Origin of the sequence: Anatilimnocola floriformis (assembly GCF_024256385.1) — a bacterium.
Taxonomy (GTDB): Bacteria; Planctomycetota; Planctomycetia; order Pirellulales; family Pirellulaceae; genus Anatilimnocola; species Anatilimnocola floriformis.
The window spans coordinates 79,134-95,703 of the sequence record NZ_JAMLFW010000004.1; the positions used below are offsets into that span (position 1 = coordinate 79,134).

18 protein-coding genes are annotated in these 16,570 nt (G+C 55.5%); 8 read left to right on the forward strand and 10 right to left on the reverse strand.

From position 1 onward, the window contains the following. Positions 1 to 40: 40 nt before the first annotated feature. Positions 41 to 340: a putative quorum-sensing-regulated virulence factor gene (locus M9Q49_RS34535; protein WP_254513899.1), complete on the reverse strand. Its 300-nt coding sequence runs from the start codon at positions 338 to 340 to the stop codon at positions 41 to 43. Beyond that, a complete protein-coding gene (locus M9Q49_RS34540; protein ID WP_254513900.1) occupies positions 340 to 516 on the reverse strand; it encodes a hypothetical protein in 177 nt (58 codons plus the stop codon). Before M9Q49_RS34540 ends, M9Q49_RS34535 begins: the two co-directional genes overlap by 1 nt. 245 nt (positions 517 to 761) lie before the next feature. Between M9Q49_RS34540 and M9Q49_RS34545 the strand changes: the two genes are divergently transcribed. From M9Q49_RS34545 to M9Q49_RS34555, 3 genes are read left to right on the forward strand one after another with little or no spacing between them, the layout of a single operon-like run. After that, positions 762 to 1,034, forward strand: coding sequence for a hypothetical protein (locus M9Q49_RS34545; RefSeq protein ID WP_254513901.1), 273 nt, complete (start codon positions 762 to 764; stop codon positions 1,032 to 1,034). Beyond that, positions 1,031 to 1,372 carry a hypothetical protein gene (locus tag M9Q49_RS34550; protein ID WP_254513902.1) on the forward strand — a complete coding sequence of 114 codons (342 nt, stop codon included), beginning with the start codon at positions 1,031 to 1,033 and terminating at the stop codon, positions 1,370 to 1,372. Before M9Q49_RS34545 ends, M9Q49_RS34550 begins: the two co-directional genes overlap by 4 nt. After that, positions 1,365 to 1,673 (forward strand): hypothetical protein, encoded by a 309-nt coding sequence (locus tag M9Q49_RS34555; protein WP_254513903.1) that lies wholly within the window; start codon positions 1,365 to 1,367, stop codon positions 1,671 to 1,673. Before M9Q49_RS34550 ends, M9Q49_RS34555 begins: the two co-directional genes overlap by 8 nt. 104 nt (positions 1,674 to 1,777) lie before the next feature. Here the strand turns inward: M9Q49_RS34555 and M9Q49_RS34560 are convergent, their stop codons facing one another. The 3 genes from M9Q49_RS34560 to M9Q49_RS34570 all read right to left on the reverse strand — a co-directional run bounded on the left by M9Q49_RS34560 (position 1,778) and on the right by M9Q49_RS34570 (position 5,355). Next, a complete protein-coding gene (locus M9Q49_RS34560; protein WP_254513904.1) occupies positions 1,778 to 3,268 on the reverse strand; it encodes a hypothetical protein in 1,491 nt (496 codons plus the stop codon). 296 nt (positions 3,269 to 3,564) lie between these two features. Continuing rightward, a complete protein-coding gene (locus tag M9Q49_RS34565; RefSeq protein WP_254513905.1) occupies positions 3,565 to 3,804 on the reverse strand; it encodes a hypothetical protein in 240 nt (79 codons plus the stop codon). A gap of 144 nt (positions 3,805 to 3,948) precedes the next feature. Further along, entirely contained in the window at positions 3,949 to 5,355 is a 1,407-nt protein-coding gene (locus tag M9Q49_RS34570; RefSeq protein ID WP_254513906.1) for a tyrosine-type recombinase/integrase, read from the reverse strand. Between the two features lie 236 nt (positions 5,356 to 5,591). Here M9Q49_RS34570 and M9Q49_RS34575 point away from each other — a divergent pair, with 236 nt between their 5' ends. After that, entirely contained in the window at positions 5,592 to 6,086 is a 495-nt protein-coding gene (locus M9Q49_RS34575; protein ID WP_254513907.1) for a hypothetical protein, read from the forward strand. A 247-nt stretch (positions 6,087 to 6,333) separates the two neighbouring features. Here M9Q49_RS34575 and M9Q49_RS34580 read toward each other — a convergent pair whose 3' ends face one another. Both M9Q49_RS34580 and M9Q49_RS34585 read right to left on the reverse strand, forming a co-directional pair. Beyond that, positions 6,334 to 6,651, reverse strand: coding sequence for a hypothetical protein (locus tag M9Q49_RS34580; RefSeq protein WP_254513908.1), 318 nt, complete (start codon positions 6,649 to 6,651; stop codon positions 6,334 to 6,336). Between the two features lie 45 nt (positions 6,652 to 6,696). Then, on the reverse strand, positions 6,697 to 9,870 hold the full coding sequence (locus M9Q49_RS34585; RefSeq protein WP_254513909.1) for a PAS domain S-box protein: 3,174 nt from the start codon (positions 9,868 to 9,870) through the stop codon (positions 6,697 to 6,699). 636 nt (positions 9,871 to 10,506) lie between these two features. On the opposite strand from M9Q49_RS34585, the gene M9Q49_RS34590 reads away from it, so the two are divergent. Both M9Q49_RS34590 and M9Q49_RS34595 read left to right on the forward strand, forming a co-directional pair. Further along, complete coding sequence (locus M9Q49_RS34590; protein WP_254513910.1) at positions 10,507 to 10,902, forward strand: hypothetical protein; 396 nt, start codon at positions 10,507 to 10,509, stop codon at positions 10,900 to 10,902. A 182-nt stretch (positions 10,903 to 11,084) separates the two neighbouring features. Continuing rightward, positions 11,085 to 12,251, forward strand: a complete 1,167-nt coding sequence (locus M9Q49_RS34595) for an MFS transporter (RefSeq protein WP_315861228.1) — start codon at positions 11,085 to 11,087, stop codon at positions 12,249 to 12,251. Between the two features lie 35 nt (positions 12,252 to 12,286). On the opposite strand, the gene M9Q49_RS34600 is transcribed toward M9Q49_RS34595, so the two are convergent. After that, a complete protein-coding gene (locus M9Q49_RS34600) occupies positions 12,287 to 13,375 on the reverse strand; it encodes a YfaP family protein (RefSeq protein ID WP_254513911.1) in 1,089 nt (362 codons plus the stop codon). A gap of 234 nt (positions 13,376 to 13,609) precedes the next feature. On the opposite strand from M9Q49_RS34600, the gene M9Q49_RS34605 reads away from it, so the two are divergent. Both M9Q49_RS34605 and M9Q49_RS34610 read left to right on the forward strand, forming a co-directional pair. Further along, positions 13,610 to 14,398, forward strand: a complete 789-nt coding sequence (locus M9Q49_RS34605; protein WP_254513912.1) for an esterase/lipase family protein — start codon at positions 13,610 to 13,612, stop codon at positions 14,396 to 14,398. 99 nt (positions 14,399 to 14,497) lie between these two features. Continuing rightward, a complete protein-coding gene (locus tag M9Q49_RS34610) occupies positions 14,498 to 14,869 on the forward strand; it encodes a hypothetical protein (protein ID WP_254513913.1) in 372 nt (123 codons plus the stop codon). A 9-nt stretch (positions 14,870 to 14,878) separates the two neighbouring features. On the opposite strand, the gene M9Q49_RS34615 is transcribed toward M9Q49_RS34610, so the two are convergent. Both M9Q49_RS34615 and M9Q49_RS34620 read right to left on the reverse strand, forming a co-directional pair. Continuing rightward, positions 14,879 to 15,316: a hypothetical protein gene (locus M9Q49_RS34615; protein ID WP_254513914.1), complete on the reverse strand. Its 438-nt coding sequence runs from the start codon at positions 15,314 to 15,316 to the stop codon at positions 14,879 to 14,881. Between the two features lie 62 nt (positions 15,317 to 15,378). Continuing rightward, complete coding sequence (locus M9Q49_RS34620; RefSeq protein WP_254513915.1) at positions 15,379 to 16,539, reverse strand: cellulase family glycosylhydrolase; 1,161 nt, start codon at positions 16,537 to 16,539, stop codon at positions 15,379 to 15,381. Positions 16,540 to 16,570: the final 31 nt, after the last annotated feature.

The window sequence follows — 16,570 nt, forward strand, 5'->3', positions numbered from 1 at the left end:
GGTTTTTGTCATTAGCCCTCATTTTCTTTGTGTAAGTAGATCAGCCTCGCCGGACGTTCCGGCGAGGCTGATTTTGTTTATAGGTCGGGTATGCGGCCTGGATCACACTGTACAGTTCAAGCAGTTCTCGGCCTTTGAGTGTCTGACAGCGATTCTCAATAGAGTGCCGCATCATTTCTTCTTGCTCTTCCGTGGGCGGCTCTTCCAACATCGCATTTACCGCTGACCTCGTAGGCTCTTTGAGCCAGTCTTGATCTTGCAGCCATGTGAGGTAGTCCACAGGAAGTTCCTCCGTTGGGACTTCTTTGTATTTGCCGAATGACAGGCAGTTCGTGATCATTATTCACCTTCTTTCTTCAATTGTTCGATCTTGTGGCGATTGTCTCGCCAGAACTTGATTGCGTCATCAATTAGTCGATATCGCTTTAATCCTGTCTCTTCCGACAGTTGATCAATCAACTCCTTGGTGTTGGTACGAACTGTCAAGTGCCGGAAGTCTGCTGCGGTTATGGTCATTTTGTTAGCTTCTCCTGATTTGGATGTTCAGCTACTGTAGCTGGTATTTGTTCCGCCCTAATTGAGTAGCGGCAATCTAACTATTCGACCTGAGAACAAAAATAGTTAAGTTTCGTTTGGCCTCGATCCGAATCTGTAGGGAGCAGAAAACTTTCTTGCTCCCATATCGTCTCGGCGCAGTAGCTGAGGCGTCTTATCACGGCGAGCTATCTGCTCGCTTCACATCGAAAGAGGACTAACATCAAATGATATTCATTGAAGACAAAGAGGATTGCAAAAACAGAATTGCGGTCATGCTAGAAGCATTGACCAACGATTTCGATTACGACGCAGAAGCCGTCGCAATGGCATTGCTCGAATCGCTGGACGAGTTCGTTGGCGACGAGTTTTGCTGTCGTTTGCAGGCAGAGGCCTATCAGGAGTTTGCTGCGCACTTTGCTATGGCGGCGGAAGTTGCCGAGGAACTGGCCGCAGAAGATGAAGCCCCCGAACTCAAAGCAGACGAGGTGGTAGCATGAAACTAACCGAACAACAAGCCTTGCAACTGCCTGCCGATGAATTGTGGGCGGCATGCACGAAGGATAGCAGTCTATTAACCCCTGCGGTTAAGCGGCGGCTGTTAGAATCATTACCCGGTGGCGGCATGAAGATAACCATTGAAGCAGGAACAGTTCCTGCGGCGGTTGCTGCGTTCGGCGATGTGGCGACTCTAATTGCAATCATGCAGGATAACTTGCTTGTTTCTGCAACTCGCAGGATTGGCGTTGGCCAGACTAGTTACAAGGATGTAGCAGGGAGTTGGGATGGCTCGAACTACGAAGTTAAGGTCACTTTCGGTGAGGTGGCGCATGAGTGAATGGGTCTACACTGAGAAGGACGGCACAACAGTCGTCAGTGATGATTTCTCCCTGATCGAAACGTGGATTGACTGCGGCAATGGAATGTGGCTCAACGTCTGCGTGGCTCAAGATAACTGGCCAGCACTGTCCGCAGGCATGTTCAAAAAAACGGGTGACGAGGTTGCCGCCCTAATCAAGGAACATTGCGGCGGTATGTATGTACGTCGTGATTTTGACGGACTGCTAGAGGGCTGTGTTGACGATAAGGGCTACATCATCGTTGCCGAAGATGAATCGCCCAGCGAGTCGCCTACATAGCCTGCATGAAGCAGTGGCAAAAGTTCGATCCGCAACAAGAGCCGCTCGTGATCTCACGAGCGGCTCTTTCTCTTTATCCCGACAAAGACGAGGCGATTGACGCCCTAACCCAAAATTTTGGGCTTCCGAGGCTTCCGTTTTCGCAACACCCAGAGATAGGACTCGGCCTTGTAAGCGTGGTGCTGCTCGGTTGCCCGAGGATCACCGAGCCTCTTGCTAGGGAACAGCAAGATGAACTTATCCACGTCTTCCAGTCCGAGCGCTTCGCCGTATTCGAGAACCTTGTGAGACGTTCGCCAATTCCTGCTCCCCTCTCGGCAGTCTTGACACTTCACCAGTAGCAGCCCGCCGACCTTCAAGGCTCGGAACGCTTCCGTCATCCCCTCTCGATAGAGTTCCTGCACGGCGGGTTGATGTAGGTTGAACTTCGCCGTGCCATAACGCTTATCGAACCAAGGCGACGTATGGCGAGCAAAGGGCGGATCGAACGCAACAACATCGAGTGAATCGCTCTCGTAGGGAAGTTTGCGAAAGTCATGCTGTGCAACTCCCTCAACGTCCTTCCAGCGCTCGATGTCGCTAGGCAGAAACTTATGCTTGGTCAGATCGAGCTTCCGCCAGAAGCCTCCCTCGCCATAGGTCACGTCTGCAATCCTGAGTCCTTCACGCTTGAAGTGCAGCGCCGCAACAGTAGCAATCAACTCGCTGTTGTCCCCCTGAACGACGTTCGTGATTCGGTCGGGGATGTTGGCGGCTCGTTGCCGCAAATGCAACGGACGTTTAGCGAGCGGCGGGAACGGATTTGATTCCTCCTCCTTTGCGACCCACTCAATCGTCGGTTTGCCGACATGGTTGCGATCCCACACGAACCATGCGCAATAAAGCATCCCATTGCCGTTGTCAGTTCGATTCTCATCGAACTGAACGGCCCTTGGAAAAACGTAAATGCACTTGAGTGGAAACTCTGCATTGTGGAAATGCTCGATTCGCTCGATAGAAGTCAAGCCGCTCAATGGCAACAACATCGCTACTTTGTCAGCAGCAATCGACAGCGCCTTCTCGATGAACTCGGTTTTGAGTTTCCACGGCGGGTTGGTCACGATGTTTGCAGCCGTGCGTTCAGTCGTGAGAAAGTTCTCCCCCTTCTCAATGTCCGTACCGAACGCTTCACAGCCCGCATCCTTGAGCGCCGCAACGATACGCCCGTCTCCTTGGGCACACTCCCACGTGATGCCGTGGAACGCCTCTCTGGCAAGCAGAGAGGCGATTGCATGCGGCGGGGTATAGTAGGCGTCGTTGGGGGTGCGGTTGTTATTTTTGCCGTACAGCCCTGCGAGGTTACGAGTTCGCCCGTCGAGTCCCTTGGTCTGGGACAATGGGCCAATGACTTTCTTGCCCTGCAAAACCTTGATCCTGCGCCCGATCTGCTTACGGTGTTTCTCGGATTGCAGGTGTTGCGGCAGCCGCCGCAGAATAGCCCGTTGGCTATTCGGCTCGGTCGGATCGTTCCACGCAGCAGTGATTGCGTTGTCGATTGCCTGATTGATGAACTTACGACCGTTGAGCGGACAGTCTTTGCATGGCTCTTTCTTCATCACTGAAACCCCACCGAAAGAAGTAAAAACGGTGCTGTGCGACCTTCGCAAAGCGTTCGCACGTACACACCCGTCGACGTTTTCTTTTGATAGGGAAACTTCAGCTCTTTCAGTGGGTAAAAAGAGTTGTTGTGATGGACTAATCAATGTTTCTGGCCGTAGCACGCAAAACACTTTGCGGCAAAGCGCATCCCCCCTTTTGAGAAAACTATCTTTCAGGGGGGCTGTTGCCTCGGCGCATAAAAAACCCTCGCCGAGCGCTCGGCGAGGGTTCATCTGAAACCCAAAATTTTGGGCTACTCGCTGACCGGCTTCGCTCGTTCGGCTTCTCGCTGTGCCTTCCGCTGCCGCAATTGCTCCTGCAAGCGTTCGCCCCACTCCCTATCCTCGGCGCTCGGCGGATTCAGAGGCGCTGCGATGAAGCCGACCATCAGACACCCGCCGCAACCGCAAATCGGAATCATGCCTAGCAGAGACAGCGCCAGGATCACGCCTATCGTCACACCAAAACCCTTGCCGACTGAATTGCCTTCCACGTTCGTTCTCCCGTTTGAGTTCTGAAAATCGAAACGGGAAACAGCTTGGCGTGGGCGCTGAAAGAAGTCTGGTGGCAGCGCAAAAGAAAACCCGCTCGGAGCGCTCCGAGCGGGTAGGGAGAAACCCAAAATTTTGGGTTTTGGTTAGGCTGCTGCGGTCTTTCGTTTCTTCTTCGGCTTCGGGTTCTTGGCAGGCTCGTACCCCTCGCAGGCGGCTTCAATCTTGAAGTGCTGCCGCAGATGGTCAATCGCCTCGTCGAGAACGTCAGAATCCTTCTTGTTGTAAAAACGACCGGCGGTAGTTTTTGACGCATGGCCAAGAAACCATTGTGAAAGTCCCTCCCCGAACTTATTGGCAATCTGAGAGGAAGCCGTATGTCGCAGGTTGTGAATCTGCTTCTTTGTCTTGACCTTCTTCTTGTAGTTTCGCTGCCATGCTGCTCCGATTGCATCGCCACGGCTTCGCTTCTCTCTTGTGTCCTTCACGAGCGGCAAGCCGTTCCGATTGGTAAACAGCAACTCAGGATGGCTGCTCTTGCATTCTGCAATCGCAGCCACTGTTTCTGGCCAGAGTTTGTAAACCACGGTTGGGATGCGACTGCCTTTCTTCCCTTTCTGCCGCTTCACTCGTTTGTGCGTAATTCGGCCCTCGTCCAATTGGGTATGCTTCAACGAGGACACGTCGATGGCTGTGAATCCGCAGTTTAGAAATAGCAAGTAAGCAGCCCGAGAGATTCCAGTAGCAGCCCCGAGAATCGAGCCAACTTCATCAACCGTGAAGACGACGATTTCCTCGCTGTCGGCTGCGTGGCGATATTCAGGGCTTTTGAGATTACGGGGGAGTTCGCAAAGCCGTTCCCGCCAACACCACTCGATGAACTGCTTCACATCTTTCTGCCGAGTGACCTTTGTGATGTCCTTAAACTTGCACCCTGCCAATGCCACGAAGTACGCTTCCCAATCTGCCTCAGCAAGCGTCTTGATGTCCCGCTCGCCGCCGCAGACATCGGCAAAGTGGTTGAGGCTGTAGCCGAGATTGTCCACACGTCCGGCAGATGTCCCGATTAATTTGAGGTCAAGGTAACGCTTGACAGTGGCAGCAATCGTGTTGACGGCCTTGGTAATCGCTGGCGCTGCGAGATTGGGCATGGACTGAATAAACGCCGCAATCTCTTTCTGAGCTTTCGTGGCGTTGAAATCAGTGTCATCGCTCGAACCGAAAATGACCTCCTCAATTTCGGCAGGCTCGAATCCCTTGCCGTTCGCTGACTCTGCCGACCATCGAACTTGAATTGAAACGCCGCTCGGTGCATTCGCCTTATCGAGCAACTTGATTGCTCCCTCGATCTTGCTCCACTTCGCAAGGGCTGCATCGTGGCTTTCCCAGTCATTCGCCGAGCCAGCGCCGAGATAGAAGTCGTGCTTGTCGCCAAGTTTCCGAATCTTGTTCAAGGACTGCTTGAGGTAGTCTTGAACTGCGGCGGTTACGGTGATTCGCTTACGCCATTGACCGTTCGCTGCGTTGAAAGTCAGATGCCGTTTGCGTGGCATGGGTTCGCTCCGGTAAGGGACTGGAAACGGGAGCGAGAAGCTTAGCGTGGTCGGTCGATCTGACTACCCCCTGAAAACTACCCCCTGGGAAAGTTTTGGGGCTTTAGGGGGTAGTTTTTCGGTACGTAACTCCTTACGCTGCAAGGGAACTCGAACCAGTCTCCCAACTTACACAGTGGATGTCGTGGGTTCGAGTCCCCCACCGCCCATTCCTTAAGTCGATTAGCTGCAGGCGTTTGCGCGTTGCCAATCTTGGGCAGCTTGATCTTTGGGCAATCGCTTGGGCAGAAAAGAATTTTCACTTTTTTGAATCGGGCAGCCGCAATTGCCCACTCAAACAAAAAGCGCCGCCTCAAATCGGGCAGAGATTGCAAGGTGAAAATGCAATGAGCCAGATCATCGGAGCAGTACTCGCGCTCGAAACCGTAATCGTCGTCCAACTCGCATCGCTACCGACTGTGGGCGAGGGGGCGTTGCTCTGGACCGTCTTCGCGTTTGCCGCGAGCATCCCGCTGCTGTCGATGACAATGAGCCTAATGATGTATTTCGATAGAAAGGAAGTGCCTGATGAAGAACGCGGCCGCTTCTACATGGGCTCAATGGTTGCTGGCTGCTTCCTTGGACTCCTCGGACTCGTGACGCTTTTCTGGCACCTGAACCCAGCCGCTGGCTTTCTGTTCGGATGCCTCAGTCTCTGGGGGCTCTGGTGGATTCCAGAGCAGTTTGATTAATGGCTAAGCGTGGTGGGCTGCAATGCCTGGCTGGAGTAAAACGATCGAACCGCGGATCGGTCCACACCATGCCACCTAAGGTGGCTAATGCCACGAACAATGAAGCGCCCAGCAATTGAACTCGATCGTCATAAGGAAATCGGCAAGGGAAAAACCGCAGTGGCCCTTGGGCAGTGGTGGGAATTGCTCGTAGTTCATCAGCGGTGAAGTGCTGAATCGCCGGATCGACAACGCGCACCGTCGCGAATCAAGATTGCGGATCTGCTCGATCTGTCGCTCCTGCCAAAGAAACCGAAGGAAGGCACGAAAATGACGGAATGGTGTCGCGCTTGTAGTAGTCGCCGTGCTCGCTCTGAGTGACGTTTAAGAAGAACTCCCGGTATCTCGACTCATTCACACGTTCAACCGCTGCCCCGTCTCCGATGAAGGCAACGAATCGGTCACTGATCGCTTGAGGTTGTCGAAGCGGCCGGCCCCGCGGTTGCCATCCGATTTTTTTAAGCGCGACGAATTGATCGCGCCAGTGACGGAGAAGATTTGTTTTCGGCGACAATTTGAAGCTCATGCCATCCTCGAGAAAGTGCCCGGACAGCTGGCTGATCTCGGTCGCTCAGCTGTGCTTCTTTTGCTGGAACGCCGTCAGCAACTTCATGAGTTCGCGCGGATCCACCGGTTTGACCAAGTGGTAGTCGAAGCCGGCTTCCTGCGAGCGACGGCGATCTTCATCCTGTCCCCAGCCAGTGACCGCGATGAGAATCGGCGTTTTCCCCCAAGGTTGCGCGCGAATCTGGCGGCAAGCTTCGAAGCCATTCAACTTCGGCAGGCCGATATCAAACAGAATGACGTCGGGGCGATATTGCCCGGCCAGACGGACGCCTTCTTCCCCGTCGTAAGCGGTGCGCGTCTCGTTACCGATGAACTTCAGCATGAGCGACAGGCTATCGGCGCCGTCGCGGTTATCGTCGACGACTAATATCCGCAGCGAAGTCTTGGGAACCGCAGTCTCATTTCTCGCGTGACTTCCGGGCTGAGCACTGGTGGTGGCGAGTGGTAAGTGAACTGTGAAATCCGAACCCTGGCCGAGCCCTACGCTCGCGGCGGCGACACTGCCGCCGTGCATTTCGACCAGACGTTTGACCAGTGTTAGTCCGATGCCAAGTCCGCCTTGCGAACGTTCCAATGACCGATCGACCTGGGCAAACATGTCAAAAATATGCGGCAGCTGATCGGCGGCGATGCCGATTCCGGTGTCGCGCACTTGCACGACTACAGTGCTATCGCGTTGCTCAACCGTGAGTGAGATCTGGCCGCCAGGTTCACTGTACTTGGCAGAGTTGTTCAGCAGATTGGCAAAGACCTGAGCCAAGCGCGTGACATCGGCATCGATCATCACGGGTTCAGGCGGCAGCTTGACGCTCAGCGCGTGTCCCATTTTATCGATGAGCGGACGGCTCGTTTCAACGGCGTTGTTGATGATCAGTGACAGAGGAACTTTTTCGCGGCGCAAGTCTACTTTGCCGCGCGTAATGCGACTCACATCCATGAGGTCGTCGACGAGCCGCACCATCTGCGCCAACTGTCGCTCCATCAGATTTTGCGCATGGTCTAGCGTTTCTGGATCGCTCGAGAGTCGCAGCAACTGCAAGGCGTTGCGGAGCGGCGCTAGCGGATTGCGCAGCTCATGAGCAAGCGTCGCCAGAAACTCATCCTTGCGATGACCGGCTTCCGACAGTGCGGCTGCCACTCTTCGTAGCTCGGCTTCGGCATTCTTTTGTTCGGTGACATCGAGCGTCACGCCGTCGAAGCGGATGGGGCCGCCGTTCGGCGCATAAGTTGTACGCCCGATTGCGCGGATCCACTTCTCATCTTCACCGCTGTCGGAGACGGTCCGATAGAAGACATCGTAAGCAGATCGTTCCAGGATGCTGCGCTCGATCGCAGATTGTGTTGGTGCGCGATCGTCGGGATTCATCCGCTCATAAAAGGTTTCAATCGTGACGTGCGCGTCCGGTGGCAGATGAAAGTGAGCTTTTACTCGTTCGTCCCAGCGCAACACGTCAAAGGGCAGATCGCAGTACCAGAATCCGACGCCGCTCGACCGGCGTACGAAATTGAAACGCTCCTCGGCCGCTTTGAGTGCTGCCTCAGCTTGTTTGCGTTCCGTCAGATCGAGCATCGAACCGACCATGCGGATCGGCTGACCTTCGTGCCGGACGATCTGTCCACGGTCAAAAACTTCGGCATAGCTGCCATCCGCGCGCTGGTAGCGATATTCGTTCTGCCAGAACTCGGCGCCGCGATCGATGGCGTGGTGGATGTCGTCGGAAATCCGATCGCGATCGTCAGGGTGAATGTTCTGAATCCACCAGCCAGCGTCGGCGCCAACATCGGCAGTTGCATAGCCAAAAACGCGGCGGACCCCTTCGTTCCACACCACGCCGTTGGTCACCAGATCCCAATCCCAAATCGCGTCGTTGGCAGCCTGTCCGACTAGTCGATATCGCATTTCGCTGTCGTTGAGCGCCTTCTCGACCGCCCGCCGCTCGGTGACATCGCGAAACACCAAGACACAGCCGATCATGTCACCTTGTTTGGAGCGAATCGGTGCTGCACTGTCATCGATCGGGTGCTCGGTGCCATCCTTTGCAATCAGCACCGTGTGATTCGCGAGCCCAACAATCACGCCCTCGCGCAGTGCACGGGTGGCGGGGTTTTCGACCGTTCGCCGCGTGGTTTCGTTGACGATTCGAAAGACTTCTTCCAGCGGCTTGCCTTGGGCATCGCTGGTCGTCCAGCCAGTGAGCGACTCCGCCACGGCGTTCATGTTCGTGATTCTGCCAGCCGTATCAGTGGCGAGTACCGCATCGCCGATGCTCGCCAGCGTCACGGCTAAGCGTTCGCGATCTTCATCAATCACACGCGAGTTCTCTTCGGCCATGCGGCGAGCCGTCGCTTCTTCGACCAGTTGTCGAGCGTTTTCCTCCGATCGCTTCCGCTCCGTCATGTCGCGGGTGATTTTGGAGTAGCCCAGCAAGTTGGCCGCCTCGTCGCGCAGGGCAGTAATGACAACATTGGCCCAGAATTGCGAGCCATCTTTCCGCACTCGCCAGCCTTCGTCTTCGAACCGTCCCTCGGCAGCGGCCACCGTCAATTCGTATTCTGGCCAGCGGCGATCAATAGCTTCCTGCGGGTAAAATTTGGTGAAGTGTTTGCCGATGATTTCGTCCGCCTGGTAGCCCTTGAGACGTTCGGCGCCCGCATTCCAGCTGGCAACGCAGCCATTCGCATCGAGCAAGAAAATGGCGTACTCCGAAGTGCCGTGAACGAGTAGCCGTAGTTGCCTTGCCTCACGCATCGCCTGCTGCTTGTCGCGAAACAGGTCGACGAAGCCACGCACCTTGGCTTGGATTGCCGCGGGGAGAATCGGCTTGACTAAAAAATCGGCAGCTCCCAGCGCATAGCCGCGCTCCAACTGCGCTCGTTCGATGTCACCAGCAGTGATAAATAGGATGGGTGCCGTACGCGACCGCGACGTTTTACGGAGCGCTTCCGCCGTCTCGTAGCCGGTCATCCCAGGCAATGAAACATCGAGCAGAATCACCGCGAATTCTTCGGACTGTGCGAGTTTGACCGCTGCTTCGCCGGAGGTGACTTCCACCAAATTCTGATTGTCGTTTTCTAATAAGCCTCGTAAAGCGAGCAAATTGGCTGGATCAGAGTCCACCAAGAGAATCTTCACTGGCTGCTGGCTCAGAAACGGTGAAAAAGTCAGCTGGTCCGCCATGTGTTTCTTTGAAAACGAGAACTTTATGAATCGCCGCGCAAAATTGTTGCGTGTGATTTTACCGGCAACAGAGTTGAAGCGGTCAGGCCTTCTGGCGCTGTTGGTCCACCGCAATTGAGACGGTGCAAAATAGGAAGGGACTTGCCGCGAGCAATTCGGGTGCCATCTGTCGTACGGTCTATTGGAATCGACGAATGCGAAAATTTTGTAGGGATGCTGCTGTGCAAGGTCGCCCACAAATTGCAGCGAGGTCGTTTTGTCGGGCCAGTGTTGACCGCACAGCGACCACGTTGCTGTCACGCTAACGGTATTGCACGAGCAAAATCGCACATACGGTAATTTGCAGGCCGATGCCTAGGGGAGCAAGCTCTTTCACAAGGTTCTGCCTCGTGACGATGTCAGTTCAGCAAATGACTTGACGAAGAGCTTACTCGCGGCATGCTCAACTTGGCCGATCTGAAATTTCGGCACCAATCACGGACGCACTAAGTGTCTACCGACCCATTGAGGACGGCGATTCCAAATCACGCTCCTCGTGCGGAGAGCGAATCGATTTCAACCGCGACGGCTGATTGCCGGTCGGTGGCGCGCGAGAGCAGAGTCTCATTTCAAGACGCAGTATCGAAATAAGAATAGGTGACCGGCCTGATGGAGGGTGACTTTGCAGAGGTCCGAATCGTGAAGCGGATGACGCTGCAATTTATCTGCGAGGAATGCGGCCTTTATTGCGGCAATGTGCATTGTTGGCACCTTCAAAGACTCGCTGGCATGCGGGCTGCAATTGCTGGCGTCGTTAAGTCGCCCCCAACTCCCCGAGACACAACTGGAGCAATTATGGGCACCAGCATCATCACCGCCACGACGTTCACTTTTGCCACGATCATTGATGTGCGGCCGCAAGCGAGTTCGACGCCAGTCGCTCTGGCTGTCGAAGAAGTCGAGAGTGAAATTCCAGCTTGCGCTTTGAACTCGATCCCGCGCTGTGGATGGACCGCGCGAAAGCATTGCGGTCGTAGCAACGTGCATAAATAAACGCAGAAAGAAGCCTGCTGCGGTTCACTGCAAATTTAGTCGCTAGCGCGAACCCGAAATGAGTGTGCGGGTACATTGTCTTTGAGCAGGGACAATCCGCACCTCTTCTGAAAACGAGTGATATGTCGCGCGCAGGTGAAGTTAGTCTGGAAGCGAGTCGATCAGGCGTTCATACAACAGCGGTGACTAACACTGCCTTTGCAATCTTGGTGGCCCTTAGCGTATCGCATTTGCTCAACGATACGATTCAGTCGTTGATTGCCGCCGTTTATCCGCTTCTCAAGGAAAACTACAAGCTGTCGTTTACGCAGATCGGCTTGATCACGCTGGCCTTTCAATTGACAGCGTCGGTGCTGCAGCCGCTCGTGGGCATGTATACCGACCGGCGACCATTGCCGTTTTCGCTGGCGACGGGTATGGGGATCTCGCTCAGTGGTTTGCTGTTGCTTTCGGTGGCTGGCAGCTTTCCTGTCATCGTGTTGGCCGCCGCGCTCATCGGCATGGGTTCAGCGATCTTTCATCCCGAAGCATCGCGCATGGCGCGGTTGGCTTCGGGAGGTCGCCATGGATTGGCTCAATCGTTGTTTCAAGTCGGAGGCAACGCCGGCTCGGCCCTGGGGCCTTTGTTGGCAGCATTCATCGTCGTTCCTTGGGGGCAGGCGAGCCTGAGCGTCTTTTCGATCGCTGCCGTTATCGGCATGGTGATTCTGGTGCGTGTGGGGCTGTGGTACTTCAATCATCTGTCGAAGCCGGCGCAGAAGAAGACGACTAAGGTTTCACCGGTCTCGCGCAACCAGGCAATTTTGGCGATCGCGATTTTGCTGTGCCTGATTTTTTCGAAGTACTTTTACCTGGCCAGCCTGAGTAGTTATTACACGCTTTATCTGATCGATACCTTCGGCGTCTCGGTGCCGAGCGCGCAGATTCGTTTGTTCGTGTTTCTCGGCGCGGTGGCTCTCGGCACATTCATCGGCGGCCCCATCGGCGATCGACTGGGCTTCAAAGCCGTGATCTGGGGATCGATCCTCGGCGTGCTGCCATTCACACTCGCGCTGCCGCATGCCAATTTGTTTTGGACCACGATTCTGACGGTGCCGATCGGCTTGATTCTCGCTTCGGCGTTTTCGGCGATCATGGTCTACGCCCAAGAACTGCTGCCGAGTCGCGTCGGCATGGTGGCCGGGCTATTCTTCGGTTTTGCCTTCGGCATGGGTGGCGTGGGAGCTGCGGTGCTCGGTTGGCTCGCCGATCAAACCAGCATCAGCTACGTCTACAACTTGTGCGCGTTCCTACCGATGATTGGTTTGCTTACCGCGTTTTTGCCGAACTTGCATCACAAAGTCGCGTAGCTGCGGCGAGAACTTTTTTGCGTCTGCGATGAAGTTCATTTGTCAGCGCTGGGACTACTTTGTTCCATGCTGCGCGCGGTTCGCTCGAATTCATGCACCATCTTGCGCGGATTGGGAAAGGTCAGCTCTCCGCGCACGAATTGCGTTCTGCCATCGACGATGATGCGCACTTCATAAGCAGTCGGATCCGGATCGCCGTGCGGGCAGAAGTGATTCACAAAGACTTGATACTTACCCAATGGCGCGTTCCCTTTGCCCCAGTAAATGTTTTCGACCGGCTCGCGCGTGGTCGCCGCAGTGCTGTTCATGTCGACATCGAGTTCGCCTTGGCAGCGCGACTTTCGATAGCCGAAGAAGATCGTTTCCCCCTTAGGCGTGATCACACTCAGGTCCAGATCGTTGACGTTGTTCCAGATCAACGAAATCTGCACGTCCCCCTTCTTGGCTCGGGCTCGGCTGAGTCGCTGCGTGAATTTTTGTTTCAGGTCGCTGTTGCCGAGTCCGAAGCCGCTCCCCATGCCGGTGGCGCCAGGCAGCGGCGTGAGGAGTTGTCCTCTGCCGGTCGGCGAGAATCCAGAACTGGCCATCGACTGCAGTGGGTTCGAAAAGTTCGCGGCGTCGGTTTCGAAAACGGTCTTCGGCATGAACTCGACGCCCTCTTCGGCGAAGGCCTGGCCAGCATCGATTAGATTGCCGGGCTGTTCGGCCAACTCGATGAGATTCTGAGTGGCATTAGGATCTTGAGCGGCAGTTGTCAGAGAGTCTTCGCCGCGAGCGTTTTCGTCTCCGAGTGGCACAATTTCAAGGGTCTCGGCAGGCTCGCCGTACGAAGGTGTAAACACGAACTCCGTCGGCGCTTTAATCGGGGGCAGGTAGCTTCCAAGGACGATTGCCAGCACCAGCAGCACGGTCAGATGGGCTACCACACTGCCAGCAAAGCAGATTTGCTGCCGGGTCGCTGCCTCGGCCGCTTCGCGCTGATCTCGCTCGATCTCTTCGGGGGACTTATCATCACCGCCTGGCGCAAGGCTCTGGACAGCAACAAGTTGCGGCTTGTCGCCGGCCGGTGTCGACTGAGTTTCGCTGACGCCAGAAAGACGCAACCACCACGATCGCAACCCCATACGCGCGGTCTCCGCCAGTAAGTAGCCACACCCCGCGACCGTAGATTCAACGATTGCGAGGTATTACGTCACTAGCCTGGCGCGCCAGCGTAGAAATCTTCTTATTGATACTTCGGAACGCGCGAGAAGATATATTCCCCAATTCACTCCCAAACGGACAGCCAAGCAGATCTGGCTTGGGGCGAATAGGATTTAAGCGTTAAATCACCACAACCAGCCCGTTTCACCACGCTGATGAAAATCGTATTGGCTCACGGCATTTTGGGTTTTGGCGGTGGCTTGTTGCCGTTCGGTATCGGCTATTTCAACGGCGTGAGGGGAATGCTGGAGCAGCAAGGGCATGAGGTCTTTGCCCCAACGGTGGCGCCGCTCGGATCGTTGGATGCCCGTAGCAGACAGCTGGCGAGGCAAATCCAAGCTCATTGGCCCGGTGACGAACCGATCGCGGTCATTGCGCACAGCATGGGAGGCCTGGACGCGCGGCGCGTGATTCACCGGGACCAAATCGTCGGAAACCGAATCAAACTCCTGGTCACGGTGGGAACGCCGCACTTTGGTTCGCCGGTTGCCGACGCGGTCCTCGGCAGGTGTCCGAATGTCTTAGCTCACATTCCCGGTTGGTTGTTGAGCGCGCTACAGCATCATGCCGGGGCACTTCCCGATTTGGCGACCAGAGATGAACTGCACGATCCTGATTGCGAGGGCGTGACGTACTTGGAAGTCGCTTGTGTGAGAAAGAACGACAGTTGGCTGGCCACATCACCGCTGTTCGGCTTGTCTCGCGCGATTGGTGAACTCTACGGGCCCAACGACGGCGTCGTGCATTACCAATCGGCCTGTCATGCGTCACGCCCACCCATTGCGGAGTGGTCGGTCGATCATGGGGAAGCCATCGGTTGGCCTTCGGGTTATGGTGGTTTGAAAGGAATGGCAGCAGTTTGGAAGCCCTGCGATCAACACTTGCTGCGCTATCGATCATTGGCCGAACGGATTAGCAGCGCGGTCGCAGCGACTGAACTGTGAAATTTCACTGGCACGCTGACTGGTTTGCCGGTTCGCCAGTTGCGAGAATATCGCTCCGCCTGTGTGGCAGAAATCACGTCTTACCTCGAGGAGTAGATTATGAAGGCGATTCTTTCGTTGGCGTTGTTGTTGATCGCTGGTCTGGCAAGCGCAGCCGATCCGGTGGGAACTTGGAAGTGCGAATACAAAATCGGCGACCAAGCGCGGACGTCGGAGCTGACCATCAAGAAGGATGGCGATGCACTCGCCGGCACGATGAGTTGGCCGGATCAAAAGGACGAAAAGATCAAGGACCTGAAACTCGACGGCAGCACATTGACCGGCGCTGCCACGCGGAAAGTTATGGGAATGGAGATCGCCATCACTTACAAGCTGACCATCGACGGCGACAAACTCAAGGGCAAAGGAACTTCGGACCGCGCCGGCCAGAAAACGGAGTTCGATATCACGGGCGCGCGCGAGAAGAAGTAATTGCTCTGCTTACTTGGCGGACAGCAACTCACGTAGCGAGTTGAGCGGAGGATCGGCGGCGAGCACAAACGGCAAGCCGCGTTTGATTCCAAAAAGATCCCCTGTCTCCTGATCGACAATGTCATTCGACCATTCGTCGAATGACTGCTCTTCCCAACCGCCACCATGCACGTTCGTCACGGGGTTATAGGTATCGGTTCCGTATTGGAAGTAGATACTCGTTTCGTCGATCCGCCATTTGCCGGTCAGAATCACTGTGTTGCCGGGATACCACAGATAGCAGTAGCCATCTTGATCGAGATACTCGATCTGATTGCCGTGGCCTGGGCTGCGAAACAGCAGTGTCTTGCCACAGTACTTGCAGTCGGCGCGGGGGAATTCTTTTTCCGTCGCGCCATCTGGCTGCGCACGTCGACGGCGCTGCCAGATCAACAACAGCGTTGACACGAAGACCACAATCCCGGCGGTAACTAGAGCGGGAATCACACTGGCACCTGAGGCATTTCGGATTAATTCTTGACGCCAGTCACCTTCTGAATGTACTCCACTTCCTTCGCATCGAAAGGCGTGCCGTCGGTGCGAAAGATGTCGTGGAACCAAACTTTTGGTTCCGGGTTCGGCTCAGGCTTTTGCCATGTTTCCCAGGCGAAGATGGTGTTGCTCTTGCCGGCGACAAAGCCCCAGCAATAGCCGCCGATCTTCTCTTCTTTGAAATAGGCGAGCGTCGGGTCAAACGTGCTGCCGACGGGACGGGCCATGTATTCGGTGCAGAGAATTGGCCGATTGTGTTTGCGAAGATTCGCCACCCACGCCTTGGCTTCGCCGAGCTTGCCGTAGGTGTGAAAGGTGATCACATCGCTCTCTTCGAGCTGAACCTTCTCCATCGGAATCAGCCTCGCCGGATCGGCCTTGTGACCGCCCAGCCAAGGGCCCGAAGTGACCGGTTGCGTTGGGTTGGCTTCGCGAGCCCAGACAAATGCTTTCTTCAGCAGTTCGAGCGTTGCGCCTTGTTTGGTCGCGGCATCGGGTTCGGTCTTGAGATGATTCCTGCCGTAGGAGTTGTCGTTCATATTGTCGGGCTCATTCCAGATGTCCCAGGCATGCACGCGCGGGTCGTCCTTAAAACGGCCAACCACGCCGCGGACATATTCTTCCAGCAAGCCATGCCGCGACTTATCGAGCAGGTCCGCTTTGCCCGGGCTTTGCACCCATCCCGAATTGTGCACTCCCTTTTGCGGCTCGCGCTGTTTGCCCAACTTGGGGCTCGGATCCCACACGCTGTCGAACGGCACGAACATGATCCCAATGCCGTGCTTGTGCGCGATCTCCAAAAACTGATCCATCCGCTTGAGCAGCCCTTCCTTGTCTTGCTCCCACAGCAAGTGATGCAGAAAGACGCGCATCGAGTTAAAGCCGAGCGACTTCGCCCAGGCGAGTTCCTTATCGATCACGGCGGGGTCAAACGTCTCGGCCTGCCACATTTCGAGTTGGTTGATCGCATACGCGGGCGTGTAGTTCGCGCCGACCAGCCAGGGTTGTTTGTCGTACCAGGCATTGGCTTGCTCGGGAGTCCACTTTTCGCGCGCGTGAGCACTCAGCGAGAGAAACAGAACGGCGAGACACGCCAGCGCCATCGTCAGGGCGATGGTCTTCAGCATTTTCGATTTCATGATGTCGGTTTTCCTGGTCATCGCGGGGAGA